This window comes from Chitinophaga silvatica, from assembly GCF_003419895.1.
GTDB lineage: Bacteria > Bacteroidota > Bacteroidia > Chitinophagales > Chitinophagaceae > Chitinophaga > Chitinophaga silvatica.
Genome location: NZ_QPMM01000001.1, coordinates 803,736 through 827,690 on the forward strand (window position 1 = coordinate 803,736; position 23,955 = coordinate 827,690).

The window sequence follows — 23,955 nt, forward strand, 5'->3', positions numbered from 1 at the left end:
ATCGTTAGTTATGAAATGTGCAAGATTGATCTTTGTTGTCCTGGTTGCAGGATTGTTAATTCCTGGCCATAGCTATGCTCAAGGGGCATCTGAAGGGGTTGGAGGGCTACACGCAGTATTAGATAAGCTGATGGATGATATGATGCCATTGTGTAGTGAGTTGACAGGTATCGGTCAGGCTATCGGTGGTTTTGCTGCCATCTGGTATATATCAAGTAGGGTTTGGGGGCAGATTGCCCGTGCTGAATCAGTAGACCTTTATCCATTGCTACGTCCATTTGTTATCACCATCTTAATTGGTATGTTTCCTCAGGTACTAAATGTAATGAATGGTGTGTTGAAGCCTACCGTTACTGCTACTGCTGCCATCGTACATGATTCCGATACGGCCATTGCTGTTTTGCTACAAGAAAAAGAGCAAGCAATTAAAGAAACAGATGTATACAAAATGTATGTGGGGGCCGATGGGAAGGGCGATAAGGATAAATGGTATAAATACTATCATCCAAATGATACTGCCAGATCCAAGGAAGGTATGTTTGAACGAATTGGTAATGATCTTAGATTTAGCATTGAACAAACAGCCTACGGAATTAAAAATTCTATAAAGCAGTTTATGTCTGAGGTTTTACAAGTGCTGTTTCAAGCTGCTTCCCTGTGTGTAAATACGGTGCGTATTTTTTATCTGATTGTACTGGCAATTTTGGGTCCACTTGTCTTCGGGTTGAGCATACTAGATGGTTTTCAGCAGTCTATTGTAAGTTGGATAGGGCGGTATATAAACTATTATATGTGGTTGCCTGTAGCCAATATCTTTGGAGCGATCATCAATAAGATTCAGATTAACATGATTAAACTTGATGTGGAGCAGATTAAGAAATACGGTGATACAGCATTTGGGGCCAATGACACTGCTTATATTATCTTTTTGATAATGGGAATTATTGGATACTTCACTGTTCCAAGTATAGCTGGATATATCATTCACGTAGGGGGTGCCAATCCATTATTGCAGAAAATTACCGGGATTACTACGTCCGTGGCTTCTGGTGGAGCAGGCAGGATTGCACAAGGAGCGGCAAATATTGCTAATGCACCTGGTGACATTGGTGATGGTTTATCAGGTAAAAGTTCTGGTAGTGGGTTAACAGGAAGTATTGGCCGTGCAGCAGGTAATGCTGGTTCTCATATGTACGATTCTATAGCTGGTAAGTAAACTGTGTGGGTATGTTTAAACAACTAGAAAATATTGATAGCGCTTTCAAGTACATCCGGACCTATACAATTGTGATGATTCTGGGTAATCTGCTTTTTTCATGTTTCTGCTACTATAAAAGCTATGATTTGGCGGCTAAGGTACAAGGTAAGATTTATGTGTTGTATGGTGATAAAGTTATAGAGGCATTTTCTGATGATAGAAAGAACTATATACCGGTGGAAGCAAGGGCGCATGTAAAGGAGTTTCACCGACTTTTCTTTACACTAGATCCTGATGAAAGGAGTATTCAGGAAAATCTGACGAAAGCCATGTATTTGGCTGATGGATCTGCAAAGGAAAGATATCAAAGTCTGAAAGAATCTGGATTTTATACCAATGTTATTTCCGGCAATGTAAGTCAGCGCATAGAGGTAGATAGTGTACAGATCGACTTTAATCAAACGCCCTATTATTTTAAGTGCTATGCGACAATTAAGATTAAGCGTCCTACAAGTATAACTACCAGGAGCCTTATTACAGAAGGGTATCTGCAGGATGCCCAGAGTACAGATAATAATTCGCATGGTTTTCTGATACTACATTGGTCTATCCTTCAGAATAATGATCTGAGTATAATTAATCGTTAATGTATGAAGTGGAGTTGGAAAGGTAAAAAGAAAATTGAGCAAGTTCCGCAGGGTGGGGGTTATGAATGGTTGGATAAGTGGTGTTATACATTACTTGGACCCGTAAAACGACACCTGGATAGATGGGGGGCGATGTTCACTCATGTGCCAAAGCATTACCAAAAGATGATGATAGTTGCTTTTTTCTGTCTGGGAGCTGGTTTGTTTACCTACCTGGGTATTGTGTTAAATCATATACCTGTGTTGCCGGCACAAATCAGCATTCCCAAACATACTGTTCCCCACAAAATGCCTTTGCATGTTCCTGGTGATCCCAAAAAAAGTGAGAGTTACCAGCGTATTGCCGCCTTTAGATATTATGTTGATAGTTTAAAAAGCACTTCAGATGGGCGAAAGGTATATGACAGTCTGTATGCTAGGCACAAGGGTGTTTTTGATAGTCTGGATCTTATTGAACCATGAGTGGTAGGTTTTAATTGTAATGTAGGCGCTAATTTGTTTTTATGGGTGAACGTGATATTAGAATGATTGGTGGAAGGTGGGAAAATTTATCAGTTTTTCCGCACGAATTAGTAGATCAATATATAGTTGTCCGTGATTTTCAGCCAATGGGATTGATTTCTGAATATGGTGAAATTAGTGAGATCGGTCGTACTACAGATCTGCTAGAGGCATACAATTGCATGTTTAAAGCTAAGATGAGTGAAGATACCAAAGATTGCAGATATCTAAGTATCTCTGTTTTTGCCTCTTTTAAAAATATGGACTTTGAATTGGATAAGTATGCAGAGGTGGTCAAATCAACAGGGATGATAGTTTCACATATGTGTTATGAATGGCATGTTGATACACGGGATCGTCACTGGGAGTACTTGGAAGATTATAACCCTTGTAAACCGATAATTATTAATGATCCAGATAACTATTTCTTTCGTTTACCTGATTTTGCAAATATCAATCCGGTTCACTTCCACAAAGAAACTGATTTTGCCTGTGATAACAGAGGTTTTGAATACCATAAAAATGATCTCCGGAATTTAGGCTTAGGTAAATTTTTGGATGATGCACTTGCTGTAAATCTTACAGGAGATAGACGGCAGTTTCAATTGTTTGAAACGTGGTGGTTCGATGATGATTTAGCTGTAATTAATCTGTCATACAAGAGATCCGATGCAAGTGATAATCATTCAATGGTCAGAGATGGAATGGAAATACTATTGTGTTCAGCAACAGGGGAGATTCAACGTCAATCTTTTGATACACCCAAAGATGGATTTATTACAATAGAAAATGCCTATAACGCCATGCAACAAAGGTCTTTTCTGCTGGATAAAAGCAACGATACCTGGGCTTTTTTGAATTTTAAGGAAACAGATCAAAATGGTAATCATCAGATAGAGACGGTAAAGGGCTATGACTTAAGAAAAGTGCTAGGTGCGCTGCCAATAGAAGAACTGAGAGATACGAAGAAAGCGGATAGCTTTTATGCTTCATTGGAAAGTGGAAATCGTGAGGCAATTGCAATTTCAGGGAAGAATTTTTTTGTCGAGGCTCAACCCAAATACGATACCCTGCGTGTGTATACAGAAAATATGCAAAAATCTACTATTCAAGAATTGAAGAGTGCAGCCGGTGTGAGCCATAATAATGAGTTTAGTGACCATAGAGTGGATCTAAATACTGGTACTAAACAAAGCAAAGGGCAAACGCCATCTTAATTTATGCTTTAAATGTGTTGTTGGTTTTAAAATGTGTGTTATGGAAAATAAGCATGAGATATCAGAAGAATTTTTGAGAGAGAGGAAATTTGCAGTCGTTCTGCCTTTGATTGTTTTTCCGTTTATAACTATTTTTTTCTCTCTATTAGGTGGTGGTAAGGGATTAGCGGCATCAGTGGTAAAGCAGAAAGATGCTTTGAATTATGAACTTCCAGCGCCTGTGTTGCAAGATGATAGCCATATGAGCAAATTGGATTATTATGAGAAATCTGATAGAGATTCTGCAAAGTGGAGAGAGGTGGCCAGACGTGATCCTAATTATGAGAATAAGGCTGATGTAGAATCAAAGGATTTGGATTTTGCATCATTTGCACAGAAGGATAATGTTGTGTCAGCGAATAGGGCGGGAGTGGTGGAGGCTCCATATGGTGAAAAACCGGTAACTGATAAAAATGTTACTATGGTACAGCAGAAATTGGATGAATTGAATAGGGTAATGAGTCAAAAAGAAACAAGCATCCATAATGCCGATGTTGTTAAAGATAACAGTGGGGGTACTAATATTCCATCTGCCGTATCTGCCGATGTTGAACAATTAGAGAAAATGATGAAATCTCTACAGGATGGAAATCAGGATGATCCAGAGATGGCAAAACTTGACGGAATGCTGGATAAGATCCTGGATATCCAATATCCAGACCGTGTAAGGGAGAAGGTGAGGAAGCTATCGGCTGAACATAAGGAAGTAGCTTATCCTGTTAATGTTGCTAACGATGATAATATTACTGTTTCTTCAATAGATAAACATGCATCAAATGCTCCAAAAGATTCAGGTGTGGAAATAGAATTACCATCAAACAGGTTTTATTCTATCGATGATGGTTTGTTTCCTGAAGAAGAAGATAACGCCATTTCTGCTGAGATTCCTGAGTATCAAACTTTAGTCTCTGGGTCAACGTTGAAGATGAGAATTACTAATGATGTCTATATTGCGGGTAGGCTTGTTCCCAAGAATAGCTACGTTTATGGTGCTGTTGCAGTTAACGGAGAACGGTTGCAGGTAGAGATTAATTCTATCCGCACTAATAATACTATTCTGTCCGTAGCCCTGGCCGTATATGATCAGGATGGAATGGCTGGTATTTATGTGCCAGGTGCAATTGCCCGAGACGTTTCGAAAAACTCCGCTGATCAGACCATTCAAAGTATGCCAATCATGTCAATGGACCCTTCGCTTGGAGTTCAGGCAGCAAGTGCAGGTATTGAAACTGCGAAATCTCTGTTAAGCAAAAAGGTAAAGCTAATAAAGGTTACTGTTAAGGCCGGATATCAGGTGTTATTGAGAAACCGACAGGGATAGTATTCTGTTTACTTTAAATTCCTAAGTGATGATGAAATGTGTAATTGGAATTGCAGTGTTGTTCTGCATAGGAAAGTTGCCAGCTATGGCACAGTATTACGATAATTTAAAACCTTTACGGGTAGCTGTTTCTTACAGTAAAACTTCGAATCTTATATTTCCTTACGCTGTAACATCAGTGGATCGTGGTAGTAGAGATCTAATGGTACAGAAGGCAAAGGGAGTAAAAAATATTTTACAATTGAAGGCTGGTAAGGAAGACTTTAAAGAAACAAACCTAAGTGTTGTTACTGCAGATGGTAGGTTTTACTCCTTCTTGGTTTATTATGAGAGTTCTCCTTCCGTGTTAAATCTACGTTTTCGGAAAATTCCTGACGACAATAAGGAGTATCCTGCAGTACTATCTACCGATACCATCAAGGTAGAAAATGTTGAGAGAAATGCTGATCTGGTAAGAATGGCAAGTAGAAAAGGGCATGGGCCGCATGACAAGAGTTTTTCTATCAAAGCACACATAACTTCCATCTACATCAAAGATGACATCTTCTATTTTCGTGTTTGCATGAAGAATTCTTCAGCGATAAATTTTTATACTGACCAACTTAACTTCTCGATAAGAGACAAGAACGTGGCTAAGCGCACTGCCTACCAGGAAAAGTTTATTGCACCAACGTATACTTCTGGTGATGCTGGACTAATTAAGGCAAATACAGAAAGCATCCTTGTTTTCGCGGTGCCAAAATTTACAATACCAGATAAAAAGCAACTTTACTTATTGATTACCGAGAAAGATGGAGGCAGGAGCATAAAACTGCGTATAAAGAATCGTCATTTGATTCGTGCTTTCCCAATTATTTAATCCTGAATAATTAGTTATGGAGAATAATCTTAAACATCGTGGTGGAAATGACAAGGTATTGTTCATTCCTGATCATGTAATAGATTCTTATGTGGTAATGAAACATACGCATCCTGGTCATCAGGTTTTTGAGATTGGTCATGAAACCTTTAGAATAAGTACTCACAGCGATTACCAAAGTGGTATGCAAGGTTTGTTCGATGCTATTAAGGCGGAACCAGAACATTTCTTGGGTTACAGGGATTTCTCTTTGTGTGGTACATACAAAGGTACAATGATGAAATTTGATGCTGCTGGAGATGTCATGGGAGATACAGGTTTCCTGGTCAGTTATGCCTTTCCTCCTAATCGTCGAATGGGTGAAACTGAATGGAGAATAGATCCCGTATTTAATCCCTCTTCTACCTTTGCGTTGACTTATCCTGTGTCCTTTTATTCCGATAATCCTTCTTTAATTGGACCTGAAGCATCAATAAATCAAGAGGTCCACGACAAAATTCAGCAAGAATGTAATAACCGTTCATGGATGGTCTATGATGCCAAATCAGGAGAACTGTCGATAAATGATTTTGCCTTTGGTCAAAATCAACTTGCTGCAGAACATGAAGCCTCCAATATGAGAGATGGATTTGAAATATTTGGGAGTGTTGAGCTAAAGTCTTTGCCTGATGTTATAAAAGGGATAACCTATGGTGTTCCTCCGCCGCTTTGGTATGAGGAACCTAACCAATTAATATTAACTCAAAAATTTTCCAGTGATATGAATGAAAAGGTGTTGGAGTATCATAAAAATGATCTCCGAAAAATAGGAATGGGAGATTCACTTGATGAAGCATTATCAATGAACATTAAAAGTGGTAAACCGGATTTTAAACTGTATTCTACTAAGGAGTTTGGGGAAGATTTGGCAGTGGTAACATTGCCGTATAGACGTTCTACCAGGGAAGGCAGTGATATGATTTTCAGAAATGGAATGGAATTGCTTGTTCGTCCTAAGGTCGGAGATATCCAACGGCAGACTTTTACACAGGATAAGGATATTGGTAATATCACCGTAAAGAATGCTTATAATGCCATGCAGCAAAGATCTTTCCTGCTGGATAAAGATACTGATACCTGGGCCTATCTGAACTTTAAGGAAACAGATAGAAATGGTAATCATCCTATGGAGACTGTGAGTGGTTATGATATCAGAAAGGTTGTTGGTCCATTGCCAATAAGTGATCTTAAAGATCCTGAAAAAGCAGACACCTTGTATGCTTCACTGGAAAGGGGGAACCGTCAGCATGTGGAGGTTTCGGGCAAAAGTTTTTTTATTGAGGCGCTACCCAAATACGAGACACTGAGAGTTTATACCGGGAACCTGCAAAAATCCAATATAGAAGAGCTTAAGAAAGCTGCAGATCTTAATCAGTCTACAGATCAGACGAATAACCAGGTGCAACAAACTACTAATACTCAGAGACAGCGTAATGGACAATCACAGTCCTGATTTCTTATCAGATAAATTTTGTTTTATGGATAAAGTGAGAGAACGATTAGCTGAAATCTACGAAGCCATTAAGAACGATAATCGTATTGGAGCGCCACATCTTAGCTTATACATGGCCCTCTTTCAATTATGGAATTTAAATGATTTTGAAGAGCCAGTTTCTATTGACAGACCAGAGGTATTGGAATTGGCAAAAATCAGCCGATCTACTTATCAACGCTGCATTAATGATCTGCACGACCTGGGATATATAAAATATGTGCCATCATATCATCCAGTACTTGGTAGCATTGTATATATGTCTGAATGGAATAGTGGTACAGCGGCATGATACCTACCTTATTGCATAGCCGAAAAGGAAACAGTGGTAGGAGTGCCACTGCCAGCGATAAGCTATGCAGACGGGGATAACCTACCAAAGCCCCTCTCAGGGGCTTTGGCTTCATTAAAAGGGATTTTATGAGTACTATAGAAGTTTTAACAAAGGAAGATCTATTTATCTTTAAGAAAGAGCTATTGCAAGAGTTAGAAGCCATGTTTGCAAGGAATAAACAGGAGGAACCTAAACGTTGGCTGAAAACCTACGAGGTTAAGAAGATGTTGGGCCTTTCCTCCGGAACGCTGCAGACCATGCGGAATAAGGGTACGCTGAAGTTTAGTATGATAGGGAATCTGGCTTACTATGACTATAATGAGATTGTGGCGTTGATGGAGAAGAAAAAACTGAAGTGAGAAAGGATTATATTTTTAAATTTTAATCCTAAAATATGATTGATTATCAATTATTTAGATTTTTTAATGAAAATAATTTGTAACTATCAGTTAATAATTGTACATTTGTATTAGTTCTTTAACAGTCGGCAGTATGGTTTCTATGTCTTAAAGCGTTTAAGTGCGCAATGAGTGGAGAAGTAGTTCTAAACTCATAGTTGTTCATCAATCATGTATGTATTCTTTTTATAGAGTATGAAGCATGATGGTGAATTAGTCCATGACGATATCAGGATCTTTTATAATTATAGAAGAAATTTCTCAATTCGGTATCACGGTATCACGGTATCACGGTATCACGGTATCACGGTATCACGGTATCACGGTATCACGGTATCACGGTATCACGGTATCACGGTATCACGGTATCACGGTATCATAAGAGAAGCTATTATTATTATTATTTACAGATTCAATAGTACCTATCCGTTATAGTTCTCCGGGTTTTTTAGGAGTACCGGATGTTATTATCCACCGGGTTGTATTATGGCTCCATATTCTGGATAGCCTTGATATATTCATAAGGACAGGAAAAATTAAGTGATTATTTTAAGTGTGAACCACGGTCTATCTAAGCCATACCTGCAATGGACAGGGCAGTAGTATTGCTGCTTTAACAAAAAATCTTTTTTTATGTCCAAAACGACAAACAGCGCCCTCATTGAAGGGCTTCAAAAATTGTTAAAGAACCGTGGTTCCATGACGGTTGAAGGTGTTGATCTTTTAGAAAGAGTTATTGATCATCTTAGAGAATATGAGAAGCTGAAAAAGAAAGATGATCGGATGCAACGTGCTGCTGTAATTGTAGAATTGTTGCTAAAATTCTTGCTGTTACCTTCTGTAAGCGAAAAGATTGGAGATACGTTGAACAATCTGCCCCATACAATTAGTAATCTGATCGATAAACTTCTTTAACCGTCCACTTAATTTCTTTTATTATGAACTTAGGAATGACCATATTACAGTTGCGTGAGAAAATGGGATTGAAGCAAGGGCAACTGGCAGAAAACCTGGATATTACTCAGACTTATTTGTCGCAAATAGAAAATAACAAGAAGCTGCCGAACATTGCGTTGCTAGAGCGAATAAGCTCAGAATTATCGACCCCACTTCCATTTATTTTTTTTCTTTCTCTGGATGAGAAAGATATCCCGGCAGAAAGAGTGCCACACTTTAAATTGTTAGAACCATTGTTGAAGAAGTTTGTTCATGAATTGATTGATTAGCTATATGATTCAGTCTCTCCTTCACCTTCAAGCAGTATTAGGATATTCTATCGAAGAGATGGAACATCTGATTTCAGAAAAAGATAAGTATTATTACCACTTTTCTCAAACGAAAGGATTTGAGAAAGGAGTGGAGCAATTCCGACATTTCTTTCCTAGCAAAAAAAATCTTAGAGATCTTCATAATCGAATTCATACACGGATATTTCGAAAAATTCCTCTGCCGCCTCATGTACATGGTAGTGTTGTAGGCAGGGGAAATGTAACAAATACAAAAGCGCATCAGGGCAAACTTTATAAATTGCATACAGATTTAAAATCTTATTTCGATTTTGTTAGCAATAAAAAAGTTTATGATGCCTTACGTGGGCTGGGATTTTCGCAAAAAGTTTGCCACCTGTTAACAGAATTAACTACCTTAAATGGGCATTTGCCACAAGGGCCACCAACCAGCCCTTTTCTAGCCAATATTGTCGGATTACAAATGGATAATGATCTTTTAAACTTTTGTAATGATCATCAAATTACTTATACGAGGTATGTAGATGATTTGGGTTTTTCCTGTCAAGTTGATTTTAAAGATCTTATACCAAAGATTGTCGACATAATTAATCAAAATGGATTTTTGATTAGTTACAAAAAAACTGTTTACAAAAAAGGACGTATAGAAATTACAGGAATTAGTATCGGGCAAAATAATTTACTGCCTACGAAGAAACATTTAGCGAAGTATTCCGATCCTCTCACCCCTGCTCATACAAGAAAGGGCCTAGGTATTTATTTTGCTGGGTTTAGTCCTAAAAGAATAAAATAAGCCGTTACTTTAAACTGTATGAGCGAAAGGTAGCTAGCTGTCAATCATCGAATAAACGTTATTAGTTTTACTGCCGTATAAATGCGGTGGAAAAGTCATTGAGATTTACTAAATTCATGTATTGTTTACTCTCAATAATAACCATATGGGTAGCGTTTATTTGCTCATTTTGGGCTTCATCTTTTTGATACCAGGAATCTTTCTAAGGGTTATAATCAGCAGACGTGAATTCTACCGTAGGGGAGAAGGTGGGTTACAAAATTTTCCAAATTACCGCTCTGCGGTATGGAATACCTTTTTAGAGCGTATTGGAAAGGTAGTTGCAAGACTGTTGATTTTTTTAGGTGCTATATCTCTGATATTAGGTGTTTGGACCTGGTAGTATTACTGTAACCTATCTTTTGTATAGCCTTTCTTATTTTATGCCCGTTAGACCTGATATAGCTAGAGAAGTACAGGAAACAATCATTGCTTAATTAGGTATTTAGTTTTTCCTTGTTCTGTGTTCTGTAGGGGAGAAGCCCAATAAAATAATTTTAGAACAATGGTATAGGCAAAAATGCCTATACCATTGTTTTGTTTATTGACAAGCCTCTTCTAATAATTGAAGAGAATTGCTATTACTAGAACTCTGAATATGGTTATTGTTAGAGACTACCTCCATTAGTTTTGGCATTAGTACTGTCGTAAACACTTTCTCCAGTACATTCGGTGCTATCTGTTCCAGCAGAGCTATAAACTTCTGTTCATCTATACCATGCGTGCCTATAGTATCGCCTTTTAATATCCGCTGTTGCACACGTTGCATGTACATTAGGATTAATGGATTTCCAACCCTGGCATAAATCATGGTTGTTTCTATTTTTTCATGACCCATCATAATTTGCAATACTTCTGGTGGCACCCCCATTTGTAGGGTTACTGTGGTAGCAAAAGTATGCCTTGCCATATAGGCATGAAGATCCTTTTCAATTCCACATGCTAACCCAATAACCTTAAGGTTGTCGTTAAGAACTTTGTTGCTAACGTAGGCAAATACTGTTTTCCTATAGGTGGCACCTGATTCTAATCCAAATTGTTCCAGAATATCTTTAGCTTTCGGTAGGAGGGGAACCCAGGCAGGAACCTCGCTTTTAGCCCTGCCGTATGTCATCCATACGTTGCCATTTATATCAGTCGATAGCTGGCTTGGTCTGAGATTTTGAACATCAACAGGAGCCATACCTGTATAACAGCAAAAAACAAATATTGCCCTGACGAGTTCCTGTACAGGAGTGTTAAGCTTGATAGTTTCAATTTTTTGTAGTTGTTCCCAGTTAAGGTACTCTGTCTCTCTGCGTTTGATGTCAATGGAGAAATCACTGAGTACGTCTTTCTCACACCAACCATTTTTACCGGCCCATGAAACCATCTTTTTGACACGTTCCATATGTTTCATCGCACCATTCTTATTACATGGATCGTTTTGTTTAATAGGGTTCTGAAGGATATAGGTATATAGTCCATCAATAAAGTTGAAATTTAAGTGGCGGAGTGGCACATCTGCTGCGGCATACTTTTGTTTGCAATACCTTTCAAGATACCTATTGGTAGCACCATAGTTCTTCAGGCTCCCTGGTTTAATTTCACTTTTGTACTTATCATAAGCAATTTTGCAAAGTTGTAACATGGTTACCTTCTGAACATCCGGGCCAATGCCCAGGTAATGGTTTTTAATGTTCTCTGCAGATAATACCCCTTCCTTCAATTCAAGTTCCTGGAAGATGGTCGTTAGTTTGGCTTTCACTTTTTCGAGGTAGGTAGATAGTTCCTTCAATTCCTGGGTGGTTTGCAATGGCCAACGTCGGGCCTCATCCCAATCTTCCGAATTAAAACCGCCTTTAATAGTGATTTCTCGCTCAGGAGAATTGTTACAGGTAATTCTGGCAAACACAGAGTAGTCTTTCCTCTTGTTCTTGTTTTGGCGAATGGAGAATGTTACGCCGAATGTGTTTTCACTTCTCATTTTTTCTCTCATTTAAAATGAACAATAATTACTCACTGGATCGGCCCCACGGAGTTCAATAAATGAGTAGATCAAAGTATGCTGATATCAATTGGAATAAGATGATATCAAATGCAATGATTTGCTTTTTAATAACTTACATATAACTGAGAATTTACGTTGAGTAGCTAAAGTTACTCGACTACCTACTCACGGGATTACTCAGCTAATACATTGAAATTCGATGAAATAAATTGATATGCGGGAAAAATGAAAAAGCCCGCAGATACAATATCTGCGGGCTTTTCGGCCTATTTCGTAATTTTTCATTACAGAAAAAATCGGCTAAAAGTCGGGACGACAAGATTCGAACTTGCGACCCCTAGCACCCCATGCTAGTGCGCTACCGGGCTGCGCTACGTCCCGAAATTTCCGGTGGGAGGCAAATGTACATAATTATTTAATTAATATAAAAAAAAGGTAGCGCATATCCGCCAGCGAATATGCGCTACTTGTTTATCGCTTATAAACTCCTACCTCTGCCAGTGCAGTGTATGTCGAGTTCTTATAGTCCGATCTGACGATTATTTTGAAAGACCTGAAAGTCTCTGCCTCTGTTAGGTCCAGGAATTGCTTATCATTGATCGATAGCAATGTAAAGGCTCCTAAGGAACGCCAGGTCTGATTATCGTTACTGATCTCAATCTCTATCAGCTTCACGGCTCCGTCAAGCGGTAAACGCTGATTAAAGGTAAATCCGGTAACCAGGTTTTCTACGCCCATATCTACCTTTAAAGTATGCGGATAGTTCGAGTTGGCGACTTTCGACATATGCCATACTGTATTGATGTTATTATCTATAGCGTTAGCCGGACCACGACCTGATGGTTCATCAAAATCTGAAGCCGTGGCTGTCCAGCCGGTTTTTGCATACTCTAAAGGAGGGCCTTTTACCACTATTTCCTCAAAATCCGTTTTAAACTCATCTATGGCGTTGGAGTCAGGTTTGTAGATCGTCGTATAGGCTATAGGGTTATCATCCTTATACTCATATTGAGTTATGGTAGTGGTATTGGCTTCCGCTGGAATTGTAAGTAATTGCTCTATTCCGCCGCGGTCTTTAAACTTCACTTCAGTTCCTGATACCTGGGTGTCCGGAGTTCCCCAGGTGATCGTCAGCGTTCCATTCAGATATAAGGCACTGCGAATCGGACGTGGCAAGAGGGAGCTGATATATCTTTCACCGTATACTTGTCCGGTTTTACTAACCTTTATCGACTTATTCCCTTTTCCATCGTAGGTATAAATATCGAAGGAGTATACTCCTTCCTTCATAGGTGAGAGAATCACTTTGAAACTATCTATTTCATACTGCCGTTTGAATTCGAGATCCATCGAATCATTTTTGTTGTTCCAATAGATCTTACCCCGTGTAACTGTAGGGTCTTTCAGCAGCCAGGAGAGCTGAAGGCGGTTGTTACCAGGCCACGACTTTACAGAATCTACTGATCCCGCATACACGATTTCTCCGTTTTTGATAAAGTCTTTATATGTATCATTCATTTTACTGCAAGCCAATAAGCCCACCAGTAAAAGGATATATAAATGATATAATTTCATAAGAATTAATTAAAGGTTGAGCAATCATTTTACATTACCCCAGAAAGTAAGTTCAGCTATGTACATATGGTCCAATGCCCCCCATACTTTAATGGTTTTGAAACGTAAATACCTTACTGGTGGGATATCGGCAGGGAAGTCGAAATCTTCTCCATCTACTACCGCAAATTGTTTATCCTCTGTAGTTACTGTTCCTTCCGGCAAACCCGATGGCTTTACAGACTCAAAACGGGAGAGGAGTATCCAGCTATCCCAACTACCGTCATTGGCAGGATTATTACTGCCCCATATTTCATAGATCTTAGGATCACCACCGGTATACGGACCATCAGTAGTTCCATCACGATGGTGAATCTTAAATCGACTTAATGTGGCAGTAACACCCATGTCAAAAGTGAACCATTGAGGGAGGCCACTTCCTGGTTTGGTATGGAAGATATTTCCGCCTAGTTTATCATCCCACAGGTTAGGAATTTTCCCGATGTGCGGCTGATAAGTGTCGGTAGGCAGATCTACTTCCTTGAATTTCGATTTGTCGAGCTTTTGCTCAAACATTGGCGTCAATGTAGCAAATAGCGTGTCTGAATGGTTATTCCAACGGTCACGTACATATATACCGAATTTACGGCTGGTAGTGTCAAACCCTCTGGCGGCAAATACTCCTTCCCTTCTTTTGGTGTAATAGGTTTCTGAAGGCACCAGGTCTTTTGTTGAATCAGCTGCTAATACAGTTATCACTACATCAGCTTCCGCATCATTACTAAAGTTAACTCTAACTCCCCCGTATGTACTGGTCATTTTCAGTGTTTGAAATACTGCCTTAACAGGTGGAGTAAGCGGATTGATTGTAACGCTTACGGGTGCCGATTCATTTCCTCCTCTGCTTACTGCATAGAGTTTTACTGTATAGTCAATTGTATCAGGAAATCCATCTACCGTCAGCGTATTCTGATAATAGGATGCTTTTACCTCCCTTTCAACTCCAGGGCGGATATTGTATTTAGCCTTTATATATAGCAGGCTTTCGTCCTTAGGCCTGTCGTAGGTGATCTTTGCGCCTCCTGCTATGGGTGTTGCTTGTACATTGCTCACTGGCCCGGGTGCCTGGTCTGTGTTGATGGGTTTTTGTTTCTCATCTTTACATCCAAATACCACCAGGGTGATGAGCAAGTATATTATATAGTACTTTTTCATTTTGAATAGTTTTTTCAGCCGGTTTACCAGCCTGGATTTTGATTGATTTTCTTGTTGCTTAACAGCTCTGATTCAGGAATTGGCCATAGGTAATCTCTGGTCGTAAATGTTTGATTGTAGATTACTTTCTCTCTGTAATACGCTGGTGCATCTTCCTGCGCCAGATCCCATCCTGTTATTGGTTTGTTCAACTCTTCGGTCGACTTTTTCCATCTTCTCAAATCCCAATAGCGCTGCCCTTCAAATGCCATTTCGATGAGTCGTTCCCGTTGTATTATGTCTCTAAGGCCATCTTTCGTGGTAAACTTGTTTGGATTACGGGAATAGTTGGTCCATGCATCTTCTACTGATGGGATACCGGCTCTTTCTCTGATCAGGTTTAGATATTTGTAAACTTCAGTACTCGGGCCGTTAGCTTCGTTCATGGCTTCTGCATAAAGGAGATATAGATTCGCTAAACGTAACACTGGCCACGGATAGCTTTGAATTGTATAGGTGGTTCCGTCTCCAATCACATTGTTGAAATTTACAAGCTTCTTAGGCCAGTAGCCTGTAACGGAATAGGACGATTGATTTTGAGCGCTGGCAGGCTGACCTTTTTTACTTGATACAAAAAACAGTGTTCCTTTATCGTTAAAATAACCTTGTCCATACCATATACCTCCATCAAAACCCAGGTCGGCATAGAATCTTGGCTCCCTGTCGAAATGCAGGGCAACGGTCTGATAACCTTCCTGTAAATAAAGTTTATACGCTAAAGTACCAGAGCGTAACTTGAATCTACCGTTATAGTCGTAGGTCTTATCTTCTGTGATAGGAACACCATGACTGCTATAGAACATCTCTGCTATTTTCAAAGGAGGAGCAATATTACCTACAGTGGAACTGTTGGCGGTTTTAGATGGGTCTAGCCCTCTTGGAATAGCATTGGCCTGAATACTTTGAGCAAGACTGTTTGTATTACCCCAGATGACCTCTGGGTTCCATTTTTCAGTAACAGCATTTCTGATATTCAATTGCGTTTTGATGGTATCAGATACTTTATATTGAAAAAATTGTGGGTTGAAAGTATATAATTTGAAGCCCAGCGACTCACAAAGTGTGAGTGCTTCCTTACAGGCATTGGCAGCTTTAACCCATTTTTCCTGATCATAGGTATTGGCGAAAAGTAAGGTGCCATTAGGGTCCTTAAATCCGCTATGGTCAGGGTTCCCGTTGAAAAGTGGACTTGCGGCTAAAACGAGTAGCTGTGCTTTAACGGTAAGGGCTATAGGTTTGGTTACTCTTCCTAATTCGGAAACTTCGCTTTCAATTTTTTCCGGTAGATCCTGGGCGGCCAGATCAAGTTGCTCTGCAATGTAGTTAACGCAGGCATCTACAGGATCTCTTGGCGGATACACTTCTTCTTTACTCGCGCCAACCGGTATGTTGGTTTTGATAAGAGGAATCGGTCCATACATCTGGAATAACCAGTAGTGATAATATGCTTTAAGGAATCGGGCTTCGGCTGTCCACCTGGCTCTTTCCCTATCTGTCATATCAGGTACTTTACCAACGTTATCAAGGAAGATATTACACTGCCTGATACCTTCAAACAAATCTTTACCCCCTGTGTTGCCCTGCCAGTAGTTCATATATGAGTTTACGATATTCTGGAACCCTCTTGCTATCTGCCAGGCATTGGAGCCGTTGGTTACAGGCAACCAATATTCATCTCCGGACGCATTTCCCGGGTTTCCATCAAAGTTGCCCAGTGCAGGCATATAATTGTAGCAGGTAAATAAATATCTTTCGGCTGTAGAACGTAGCCTGAAAGCGTAGTCTATGGTCGCTACGTTATCCGGAACAATATCCAGATACTTTTTACAACTACTAAGTATAGTCGGTAACGTTAGTACGGAGAAGATTATTATTAATTTTTTCATGTTAAGATCACTTAGTAAAAGAATTAGAATGTGGCTAAAGCACCTACGTTAAATACTCTCTGAATCGGATATCCTAATCCGTTACCAGCCATTTCAATATCCCAAAGTTTAAATTTGCTCCAGGTTAGCAGATTGCTACCGTTGGCGTATATACGTAGTTTTGATATATGTGCCCAGTCTCTGACGGTATAACCTATTTCCATCTGTTTCAATCTTATAAAGGCTCCATTTCTCATAAACCAGGTGCTGGTCTGGGCATTGTTGTCATTACCTATTCCTGTTGTGCTGAGGCGTGGCCATAATGCATAGAGGTCTCTGTGTTCTTCAGACCAATGACTATCGGCATATGCTTTCAGTAATTGGTTCTGTGGTCTGCCTGATAAAGATTCATTATCGTAGTAATAGGTCATGAAAGGAGCAGTGGCCCGTGCATTGATCCAAAATGATTCTCTGCCCAGACCCTGGAAGAATGCAGAGAAGTCGAATTTTTTGTAGCCTACGGAGAAACCGAATCCATAGGTGATTTCAGGAGTTGTAGGATATCCGAGTGGTACCATATCCAACGAAGTAATCTGACCATCACCATTTACATCATGGAATTTGATATCGCCACCTCCATATTCGCCAAAGTTCTGACGAGGCGATTTAGCCGCTTCCTGATCATCTACAAACAATCTTTCTGCTATGTATCCCCATTGCTGATTAATCGGATAACCAACATGCAGTTTCCATGGAGCACCATCATAGGATGGTTCTTCATAACTGGTGAATTTGTTGGTTGCATAGGTGAAGTTGGCACGCCCCTGTATCCAGAGTGATTTATTAAAAGAGTGATTATAATCTGCTGAAAGGTCTATTCCTTTTGATTCTGCTGCTCCAACATTAGCACGTGGCTGTGCAGATAACCCCATAGTTGCCGGAGTGGCAGTACGTGTCATCAGGATGTTGCTGCGCTTCTCTGTATAGATATCTGCCTGAATATCCAGCTTCCCGAATAAGCCGACTTCCAGACCAATATTTGTCTTTTTAGCCAGCTCCCAGCTGATATTGGGGTCTGCATATCGTGATAATGATATACCGGATCTCGAATAACCATTATCACGGCCAAATACGGCTCCTTTACTGCCATCATTCATGTTCACATTTGAGAGATACATGAACCTGTCGTTCGGGTCTCCGATAGCATCATTACCTGATAAGCCGTAAGTAGCGCGTAATCTCAGGTTGTTGATGGTGCTTTTATATTGCTCAAAGAATGGTTCATTGGAAACACTCCAGGCCATACCTGCGGAAGGGAAGAAGCCCCAGCGGTGCGACTCATGAAAACGTTCAGACCCGTTGTAACCAAAGTTTAGCTCCAGGTAATACCTGTTTTTATAGGAGTAGGTACCACGGCCGGCTAAGCCTACGTTTCTGAATGGTAAGGATGCCTGTAAGTCGGCCCCATTACCTGTCAGGTTATTTCTAACCATGAATACAAACAATCCACTGAGTGTATGGTCTTTGTGGAAAGTCCGGTTATAGTTTAATGCTGATTCCAGGTAGAAATTGGAACTAACGGTTTTGGTACCCGGCAGGTAATTGAGATATTCGGTACCTGTTTCCTCATTCATCAGGTCCAGTTTATACGTATTGGTTAGCTTATCGTAGGAAGAGGGTTGGTACCAGAATGGGAAGTAGGCGCGTGTTACATCAAAATAACTGTTTCTTGTAACATTCACCATGGTTCTGAAATTCAGGCCTTCTGTGAGGGAAGCAAGATCCTGTTTTACTTCAAACTGGGCGGCCATGAGAGAACGGGAATAGTTTTTATAACCTTTTACCATATCCGCATATGGGTTAAGGAGAAAACCACCGTCTTCATGATTTCCAAACATAATATGCTGTACATATTTATGATCCTCATCCATCGGATAATAGGCAGGGAAATAAACGGGATTGGTGCGCATTACATTTCTGTAAACAGAAGCACCGCCATCTATCGGGCCTTTATAATCGTCGAACGATCCATTGAGCCTGATTGCCAGTTCCGTTGATTTAGTAACATTAACATTGACGTTTGAACGAAGCGAATAGTTTTTTAGGTCGATGTTACTGTTGAAGTTATTGCGTTTGTCTACTTTCAGAATACCGTTATCCTGGTTGAAAGATCCGGCAACATAGTATCGTGCAATGTTTCCTCCACCACTAACGTTCAGGTTGGCGCGTTGATTGGTAGTGTAGTTTTTAAAGAGCGACTTCCTCCAATCGGTAGACGGATAAACATATGGATTTACTCCGTTGATGGTATTGTCAATTTTCTGATCGGTGTAGGGGAGTTGCCCAAGCGGGTCTCTGGTAAGCACGGCCTCATTGTTGAGGCGCATATACGTAATTGGGTCTGCCAGTTCTACGTTTCGGGTAGGGGCAGCCACTGAATTTTCGAGGCGTAAGGTTATTGCAGCTTTACCTTCCTTACCTTCTTTGGTGGTAACGAGTATAACACCGTTGGCAGCTCTGCTGCCGTATAATGAAGTAGCGGTGGCATCTTTCATGATAGAGAAGCTGGCTATATCATCTGGCTGTAGTCGGGCCAGGTCAGTTACGGTAAGCTCTATTCCATCAATCAGGATTAGCGGATCTTTTTTGTAACCAAAGGTGGTAACACCGCGAATGAAGAAGTCGGCATTATCTTGCCCTGGTTCTCCGCTGCGTTGGTAGCCGATTACGCCGGCTATACGTCCTGCCAGGGCGGTAGTCAGGTTACTGGAGGGAATTTTGAGTTCGGCCGGATTAATAGTAGTAACGGCACCAACAACATCTGCTTTCTTTTGTTTTCCGAATGCTACGATTACTGTTTCATTCAGCTGGTTGGCGGAGGCTTTTAAAATAATGTTGATGACTTCACGACTGCCTACAGGTATTTCCTGCGGGGCAAAACCTATCATGCTAAATATTAAAGTTGCATTTGTTGGTACTTTCAGGATGTATCGACCATTAACATCGGAGGCAGTCCCCACTCCGGGTTTGTTCTTAACGCCAATGGAAGCGCCGATAATTGGGCTTCCGGTACTATCTGTAACTAATCCTCTTACTTCTTTATCAGTAGTTTGAAAAGGACTGGCAAAGGCTGGCGGACGGAATAGCAGTAAGATAATTACCACCAGAAAGGCGTAAAACTTGTTTTGCATACGTGATTATTATTTTGATTGATAAATTCGTATATACGTTTACGTTATATACATGAAAAGCTCATTCCACAGGAGTATTTATCCTGTGGCTCATAATGAATAAGACATTTGTAAATGTTAGTACTAGGTAAATGTCGCTGCTGCTACTAGCTTCGGTATTCTATTTCATAACTGGAACCTACATTTTTGTAATCGATTGCAATTTTAATTGTTAAAAAATACTGGCATAGGCCTTATTTCAGAAAATTTTCTTCTTAAATCTTACGTTGGAACTTAATATTGGGCCCTTGAAAAGCTAAACTTACACGCGTGGATCAATAAAGGGCTTTTTTACACTTAATCAGGTCAACAAAGATTCCAATATATTATTGACGATACAAGTTTAGTTGGTTGTATATTACAACTGAAAAGGTTGTATTTTACAATTGCAATCGATATCTTGTTGGCTAACACGTTGTGAATAAACGATTTGACCGATTGTAGAATTACTTATTCAATTGTTTAATGTACATTTAGCACTAAATTTTTTTATTATATGAATATTGGTCAGAAAATAGCCCGCCTACGGGAGATCCGAGGCATCAAACAGGCTGATCTGGCACGCAGGTTAGGCGTTACGCAGCAAGCTTTATCTAAAATGGAGAATGCAGATTCAATGGACGACAAAAGACTCGAAAAAGTAGCTGCAGCACTGGATATCTCTCCTGATGTTATACGAAATTTTAAAGAAGAGGTGATTATCAATAATATATACGATCAGAACAATACAGTCATCAACTATCAATTCAATCCAATCGAAAAGATAGTAGCCCTTTATGACCAGTTACTCGAAACAGAACGTAAACGTATCGAATTGTTGGAAGCAATGCTCAAATTACAACAGGAAAAAAAACGAGACTAGTTTCGCTTTCCTCCTCGTGTAACTAAAAACACAATCAATCCAACTACTACTGCAACACAAATAATTCCAGTCCAAACTCCCGCTTTAAAAATTCCACCAATCACTTGGCAACTACTAAATAAGAATAGTATCCCGGTTAATAGATAAAAATTTATTGGTCTCATCTTGTTCAGGTTTAATGACATATATCAACAATGTCATATCCCGTACCAAAAAAATTTGAAGATCAAAGATTAATTGATAGCTTTAGGATATCAACCAAAATCGTATGGATACAGGGAAAGCCATAAATGTTGGCTTGCATGTAGTTACCTCTCATTCCTCACTTTGGGAATTATTTAGACAAGGTGACCGCAACGCTTTTGCCGCTATCTACGAAGAACATATAAACGACCTATACCATTACGGTATGCATTTTTGCCAGCAGACTAACCTGGTAAAAGATTGCCTACAAGACTTATTTCAGGACCTGTGGATTAGCAAAGAACACCTGGCTGCGGATATACGAAATGTTCGCTACTACCTGATTAGTAGCCTAAGACGCCGCTTACTGAAAGCCGCAAAAAATAATCAACGGTACCATCACCCCGAATCCTGGGATTCCTTCGAATTCGACTTCTCAATCTCTAAAGAACATCAGTTAATTCAACTCGAAACCCTCGAAGAACAAAAAAGACTACTGCATGCTGCCCTCAGCCAGCTAACCAAACGACAACGAGAAGCCATCTACCTCCGGTTCTATCAAAACCTTAGCTACCAGGAAGTTGCCGATATTATGTCTATGCAGGTCGACTCCGTCTATAACACTATCTCCAAAGCAATAAGCATCCTAAAGAAAAATCTCCCAATTCCCCTCTTATTACTCTTTTTAAAGAGTTAATTAAAAAAGAAATTAGGAGATTCTTCTTAGTTCAGTTATTTATACTCGAATGCTGCAGTAACATTTCTATCACCTTGAGGCGTTTTCGGGAAGGTTACTATTGCTTTAATTGTATCGATCTGTTTGTTACTGATCTTACAAATGTTCTCACTTACCCTGTCAATATACGCCGGATCATTCCCGTTTTTTATAGTACGAACAATTTTCGCCGGAAATTTCGTCATCCTGCTTAGGACCGGTAAATTGTTAATTGTATAACCTTCAGCAAGCCCTACTGCAACAAAAATTAACGGATTAAAAACCACCGAGTCAGAATATTGATCTATAACATCTGTAATAATTGAATTCCCATTAATAGTCGTAATCTTAATGAGATCACCTCCACTATTGTATTCATAAGTTGTTTCGGTTTTTAATTGAGTTCCGGCTTCATTGGTTGTAGAGAATTTCAGCTTATTTGGTTGCCCATTGGTATTATAGCTAAATTCCATTTTATGTGTAACAGGATAACCCGGCTGTTTGGTTCCTATCACATAATTTGAAATCCTGCCATTGTCATAACTATAGGTACTCTGATAAAGCGACTTGTCTTCAAAAATCGTTTTTATTTTTTTATTCTCCCACTCAAAAATTGTTGAACTGGTTTGACTTGCTAAACTGTAGTTAATCTGTTTTAACGTGCTGTCAGTATTATACAATACTTCAGCTTCAATTCCATCAGTCCAATGGATTGCACGAACCAGTTTAAAAGCAATCAGGCTGTCGCCAGGCTTATTGGTTACAGGCGGTTCTTCTTCATTTTTCTTACAGGATTGAAAAATTTGTAATGTCAATACCAGAATAAAGGCAATAGGTAAAATACTTCTCCGCATTTTAATAGGATTTGTGGTCAGGATATTAGTAATCTATATTTCAATGCAATGTTCATTTTAATTTTTTTAACTAAAAAACTTGGTAGACAGATAACCAGGTATGTCGACAAACAACATGATTTTCGAATGAAATACTTTGGTATACTAATTAATAAAGTATAGTGGTTGACGTTAGTAAAAAATATTAAATCATTCATTATTAGTTGATTCTGATATTTTTTAAAAAAACTTTGAAAAAAGTGATGAGATTTGACTCACTGACTACTCTTTACTAAAAAGTGCATGTTTTGTGGCTATAAACTACCTGTCATATTCCGCCAGTCAGTTAGCGCTCGACGAATCCTTTCAGCACTGGGTTTTGCACCCGGGCAGTAAGCACGTGTTTTGGGAAAACTGGGCATTAAATTACCCGGAGAAGACAGCTGTAATAGAACAGGCCCGCCAGCTGGTTTTGGGTATCAGGTTTAAGAAATACGAAATCTCCGAAGAAACAAAAGATCAACTCCTGGAAGCGATATGGAATGGGATAGAAGAAGAAAAAACTTCGCAGGCCCCCGCTATCAGACCATTCCGGAAATGGAAGCAGCTAACGGGTTATGCAGCCGCTATAGTAGCCGGAGTTTTAATTATGGCTGCCTGGCAATATTATAATAGCTACAAACGTAGGCCCGTTCTCGTTAGCGCACATACCAGCCTGGGCGAAACCAAACAACTATTGTTACCTGATAGTTCTATCGTTACCCTAAACGCAAACTCAAAACTGTTGTTTTCTGAGAATGCAAATATGCAACGGGAAGTCTGGCTGGATGGAGAAGCTTTTTTTAATGTTAAACATACTGTTTCCAGTCAGCCGTTCATAGTGCATACATACGATAACCTGGATGTAAAGGTATTAGGCACTCAATTCAATGTAAACAGTATAGGAAATGAAATCGTAGTGGTGCTTGAAACAGGTAGTATCCTTCTGAATATAAATGAACTGCGTAATAGTAAAGCTACTTCCCTGTATCTCAAACCTGGAGAAATGATCAGGTACAGCAAGCAGGATGGTAGCTACTCTAAAAGGAAAGTAGCTGTAGATCAGTATACTGCATGGAAATCCGGCAAATTAGTAATGGACGATTTTTCATTGGCCGATGTGGCTGTATTCATGCGACAGGTGTTTGGAAAAACATTAATTGTTCGTGACTCACAACTTCTGAATTATAAGGTTTCCGGGTCTATGCCAATAATTTATGACCCGGATACAATGATGATACAACTAAGTAAAGTATTTCGTACAAGATTCAACCAAAGAGGCGATGAAATTTGGATTCACAAGTAA

21 protein-coding genes and 1 tRNA gene are annotated in these 23,955 nt (G+C 39.6%); 15 read left to right on the plus strand and 7 right to left on the minus strand.

The genetic code is table 11. The features are described from left to right. The first annotated feature begins 10 nt into the window (after positions 1-10). The 12 genes from traJ (at position 11) to DVR12_RS03195 (ending at position 10,085) form a co-directional block, all read left to right on the plus strand. Positions 11-1,216 (plus strand): conjugative transposon protein TraJ, encoded by a 1,206-nt coding sequence (traJ, locus tag DVR12_RS03140; protein WP_116973989.1) that lies wholly within the window; start codon positions 11-13, stop codon positions 1,214-1,216. Positions 1,217-1,227: 11 nt separating this feature from the next. After that, the gene (gene traK / locus DVR12_RS03145) at positions 1,228-1,845 is read left to right on the plus strand and encodes a conjugative transposon protein TraK (protein ID WP_116973990.1); all 618 of its coding nucleotides are present in this window, start codon (positions 1,228-1,230) and stop codon (positions 1,843-1,845) included. Positions 1,846-1,848: 3 nt separating this feature from the next. Further along, positions 1,849-2,307 (plus strand): hypothetical protein, encoded by a 459-nt coding sequence (locus DVR12_RS03150; protein ID WP_116973991.1) that lies wholly within the window; start codon positions 1,849-1,851, stop codon positions 2,305-2,307. Between the two features lie 41 nt (positions 2,308-2,348). Further along, a complete protein-coding gene (locus tag DVR12_RS03155; protein ID WP_116973992.1) occupies positions 2,349-3,563 on the plus strand; it encodes a hypothetical protein in 1,215 nt (404 codons plus the stop codon). A 40-nt stretch (positions 3,564-3,603) separates the two neighbouring features. Then, on the plus strand, positions 3,604-4,923 hold the full coding sequence (gene traM / locus DVR12_RS03160) for a conjugative transposon protein TraM (RefSeq protein ID WP_158563187.1): 1,320 nt from the start codon (positions 3,604-3,606) through the stop codon (positions 4,921-4,923). Positions 4,924-4,951: 28 nt separating this feature from the next. Beyond that, entirely contained in the window at positions 4,952-5,782 is an 831-nt protein-coding gene (gene traN, locus DVR12_RS03165; RefSeq protein WP_116973994.1) for a conjugative transposon protein TraN, read from the plus strand. 16 nt (positions 5,783-5,798) lie between these two features. Then, positions 5,799-7,274, plus strand: a complete 1,476-nt coding sequence (locus DVR12_RS03170; protein ID WP_116973995.1) for a hypothetical protein — start codon at positions 5,799-5,801, stop codon at positions 7,272-7,274. A 25-nt stretch (positions 7,275-7,299) separates the two neighbouring features. Then, positions 7,300-7,605, plus strand: coding sequence for a MarR family transcriptional regulator (locus DVR12_RS03175; protein WP_116973996.1), 306 nt, complete (start codon positions 7,300-7,302; stop codon positions 7,603-7,605). 128 nt (positions 7,606-7,733) lie between these two features. After that, the gene (locus DVR12_RS03180) at positions 7,734-8,006 is read left to right on the plus strand and encodes a helix-turn-helix domain-containing protein (protein ID WP_116973997.1); all 273 of its coding nucleotides are present in this window, start codon (positions 7,734-7,736) and stop codon (positions 8,004-8,006) included. Between the two features lie 672 nt (positions 8,007-8,678). Then, a complete protein-coding gene (locus tag DVR12_RS03185; protein ID WP_116973998.1) occupies positions 8,679-8,960 on the plus strand; it encodes a hypothetical protein in 282 nt (93 codons plus the stop codon). 23 nt (positions 8,961-8,983) lie between these two features. Continuing rightward, positions 8,984-9,271 carry a helix-turn-helix domain-containing protein gene (locus DVR12_RS03190; protein ID WP_116973999.1) on the plus strand — a complete coding sequence of 96 codons (288 nt, stop codon included), beginning with the start codon at positions 8,984-8,986 and terminating at the stop codon, positions 9,269-9,271. Between the two features lie 4 nt (positions 9,272-9,275). Beyond that, complete coding sequence (locus DVR12_RS03195) at positions 9,276-10,085, plus strand: reverse transcriptase family protein (RefSeq protein ID WP_116974000.1); 810 nt, start codon at positions 9,276-9,278, stop codon at positions 10,083-10,085. A gap of 580 nt (positions 10,086-10,665) precedes the next feature. Here the strand turns inward: DVR12_RS03195 and DVR12_RS03205 are convergent. From DVR12_RS03205 to DVR12_RS03230, 6 genes are all read right to left on the minus strand, one after another. After that, the gene (locus DVR12_RS03205; protein ID WP_158563188.1) at positions 10,666-12,090 is read right to left on the minus strand and encodes a site-specific integrase; all 1,425 of its coding nucleotides are present in this window, start codon (positions 12,088-12,090) and stop codon (positions 10,666-10,668) included. 331 nt (positions 12,091-12,421) lie between these two features. Next, positions 12,422-12,495, minus strand: a tRNA-Pro gene (locus DVR12_RS03210). A 90-nt stretch (positions 12,496-12,585) separates the two neighbouring features. Beyond that, positions 12,586-13,689: a DUF4998 domain-containing protein gene (locus DVR12_RS03215; RefSeq protein ID WP_116974003.1), complete on the minus strand. Its 1,104-nt coding sequence runs from the start codon at positions 13,687-13,689 to the stop codon at positions 12,586-12,588. Positions 13,690-13,713: 24 nt separating this feature from the next. Then, on the minus strand, positions 13,714-14,883 hold the full coding sequence (locus DVR12_RS03220; RefSeq protein ID WP_116974004.1) for a DUF5000 domain-containing lipoprotein: 1,170 nt from the start codon (positions 14,881-14,883) through the stop codon (positions 13,714-13,716). 23 nt (positions 14,884-14,906) lie between these two features. Next, positions 14,907-16,808, minus strand: coding sequence for a RagB/SusD family nutrient uptake outer membrane protein (locus DVR12_RS03225; protein ID WP_116974005.1), 1,902 nt, complete (start codon positions 16,806-16,808; stop codon positions 14,907-14,909). A 23-nt stretch (positions 16,809-16,831) separates the two neighbouring features. Then, positions 16,832-19,978, minus strand: a complete 3,147-nt coding sequence (locus DVR12_RS03230; RefSeq protein ID WP_116974006.1) for a SusC/RagA family TonB-linked outer membrane protein — start codon at positions 19,976-19,978, stop codon at positions 16,832-16,834. A 535-nt stretch (positions 19,979-20,513) separates the two neighbouring features. Here DVR12_RS03230 and DVR12_RS03235 point away from each other — a divergent pair. Together DVR12_RS03235 and DVR12_RS03245 are read left to right on the plus strand one after the other, a co-directional pair. After that, entirely contained in the window at positions 20,514-20,879 is a 366-nt protein-coding gene (locus DVR12_RS03235; RefSeq protein WP_116974007.1) for a helix-turn-helix domain-containing protein, read from the plus strand. Between the two features lie 268 nt (positions 20,880-21,147). Continuing rightward, positions 21,148-21,759, plus strand: coding sequence for an RNA polymerase sigma factor (locus DVR12_RS03245; protein ID WP_116974009.1), 612 nt, complete (start codon positions 21,148-21,150; stop codon positions 21,757-21,759). A 35-nt stretch (positions 21,760-21,794) separates the two neighbouring features. Here the strand turns inward: DVR12_RS03245 and DVR12_RS03250 are convergent, their stop codons facing one another. After that, positions 21,795-22,631 (minus strand): hypothetical protein, encoded by an 837-nt coding sequence (locus DVR12_RS03250; protein ID WP_116974010.1) that lies wholly within the window; start codon positions 22,629-22,631, stop codon positions 21,795-21,797. Positions 22,632-22,920: 289 nt separating this feature from the next. On the opposite strand from DVR12_RS03250, the gene DVR12_RS03255 reads away from it, so the two are divergent. After that, positions 22,921-23,955, plus strand: a complete 1,035-nt coding sequence (locus DVR12_RS03255) for a FecR family protein (RefSeq protein WP_116974011.1) — start codon at positions 22,921-22,923, stop codon at positions 23,953-23,955.

Bases quoted from the DNA above. Each gene is read 5' to 3' on its own strand.
- traJ (WP_116973989.1), top strand. From the start codon at position 11: ATGAAATGTGCAAGATTGATCTTTGTTGTCCTGGTTGCAGGATTGTTA.
- traK (WP_116973990.1), top strand. From the start codon at position 1,228: ATGTTTAAACAACTAGAAAATATTGATAGCGCTTTCAAGTACATCCGG.
- DVR12_RS03150 (WP_116973991.1), top strand. From the start codon at position 1,849: ATGAAGTGGAGTTGGAAAGGTAAAAAGAAAATTGAGCAAGTTCCGCAG.
- DVR12_RS03155 (WP_116973992.1), top strand. From the start codon at position 2,349: ATGGGTGAACGTGATATTAGAATGATTGGTGGAAGGTGGGAAAATTTA.
- traM (WP_158563187.1), top strand. From the start codon at position 3,604: ATGGAAAATAAGCATGAGATATCAGAAGAATTTTTGAGAGAGAGGAAA.
- traN (WP_116973994.1), top strand. From the start codon at position 4,952: ATGATGAAATGTGTAATTGGAATTGCAGTGTTGTTCTGCATAGGAAAG.
- DVR12_RS03170 (WP_116973995.1), top strand. From the start codon at position 5,799: ATGGAGAATAATCTTAAACATCGTGGTGGAAATGACAAGGTATTGTTC.
- DVR12_RS03175 (WP_116973996.1), top strand. From the start codon at position 7,300: ATGGATAAAGTGAGAGAACGATTAGCTGAAATCTACGAAGCCATTAAG.
- DVR12_RS03180 (WP_116973997.1), top strand. From the start codon at position 7,734: ATGAGTACTATAGAAGTTTTAACAAAGGAAGATCTATTTATCTTTAAG.
- DVR12_RS03185 (WP_116973998.1), top strand. From the start codon at position 8,679: ATGTCCAAAACGACAAACAGCGCCCTCATTGAAGGGCTTCAAAAATTG.
- DVR12_RS03190 (WP_116973999.1), top strand. From the start codon at position 8,984: ATGAACTTAGGAATGACCATATTACAGTTGCGTGAGAAAATGGGATTG.
- DVR12_RS03195 (WP_116974000.1), top strand. From the start codon at position 9,276: ATGATTCAGTCTCTCCTTCACCTTCAAGCAGTATTAGGATATTCTATC.
- DVR12_RS03205 (WP_158563188.1), bottom strand. From the start codon at position 12,090: ATGAGAAGTGAAAACACATTCGGCGTAACATTCTCCATTCGCCAAAAC.
- DVR12_RS03215 (WP_116974003.1), bottom strand. From the start codon at position 13,689: ATGAAATTATATCATTTATATATCCTTTTACTGGTGGGCTTATTGGCT.
- DVR12_RS03220 (WP_116974004.1), bottom strand. From the start codon at position 14,883: ATGAAAAAGTACTATATAATATACTTGCTCATCACCCTGGTGGTATTT.
- DVR12_RS03225 (WP_116974005.1), bottom strand. From the start codon at position 16,808: ATGAAAAAATTAATAATAATCTTCTCCGTACTAACGTTACCGACTATA.
- DVR12_RS03230 (WP_116974006.1), bottom strand. From the start codon at position 19,978: ATGCAAAACAAGTTTTACGCCTTTCTGGTGGTAATTATCTTACTGCTA.
- DVR12_RS03235 (WP_116974007.1), top strand. From the start codon at position 20,514: ATGAATATTGGTCAGAAAATAGCCCGCCTACGGGAGATCCGAGGCATC.
- DVR12_RS03245 (WP_116974009.1), top strand. From the start codon at position 21,148: ATGGATACAGGGAAAGCCATAAATGTTGGCTTGCATGTAGTTACCTCT.
- DVR12_RS03250 (WP_116974010.1), bottom strand. From the start codon at position 22,631: ATGCGGAGAAGTATTTTACCTATTGCCTTTATTCTGGTATTGACATTA.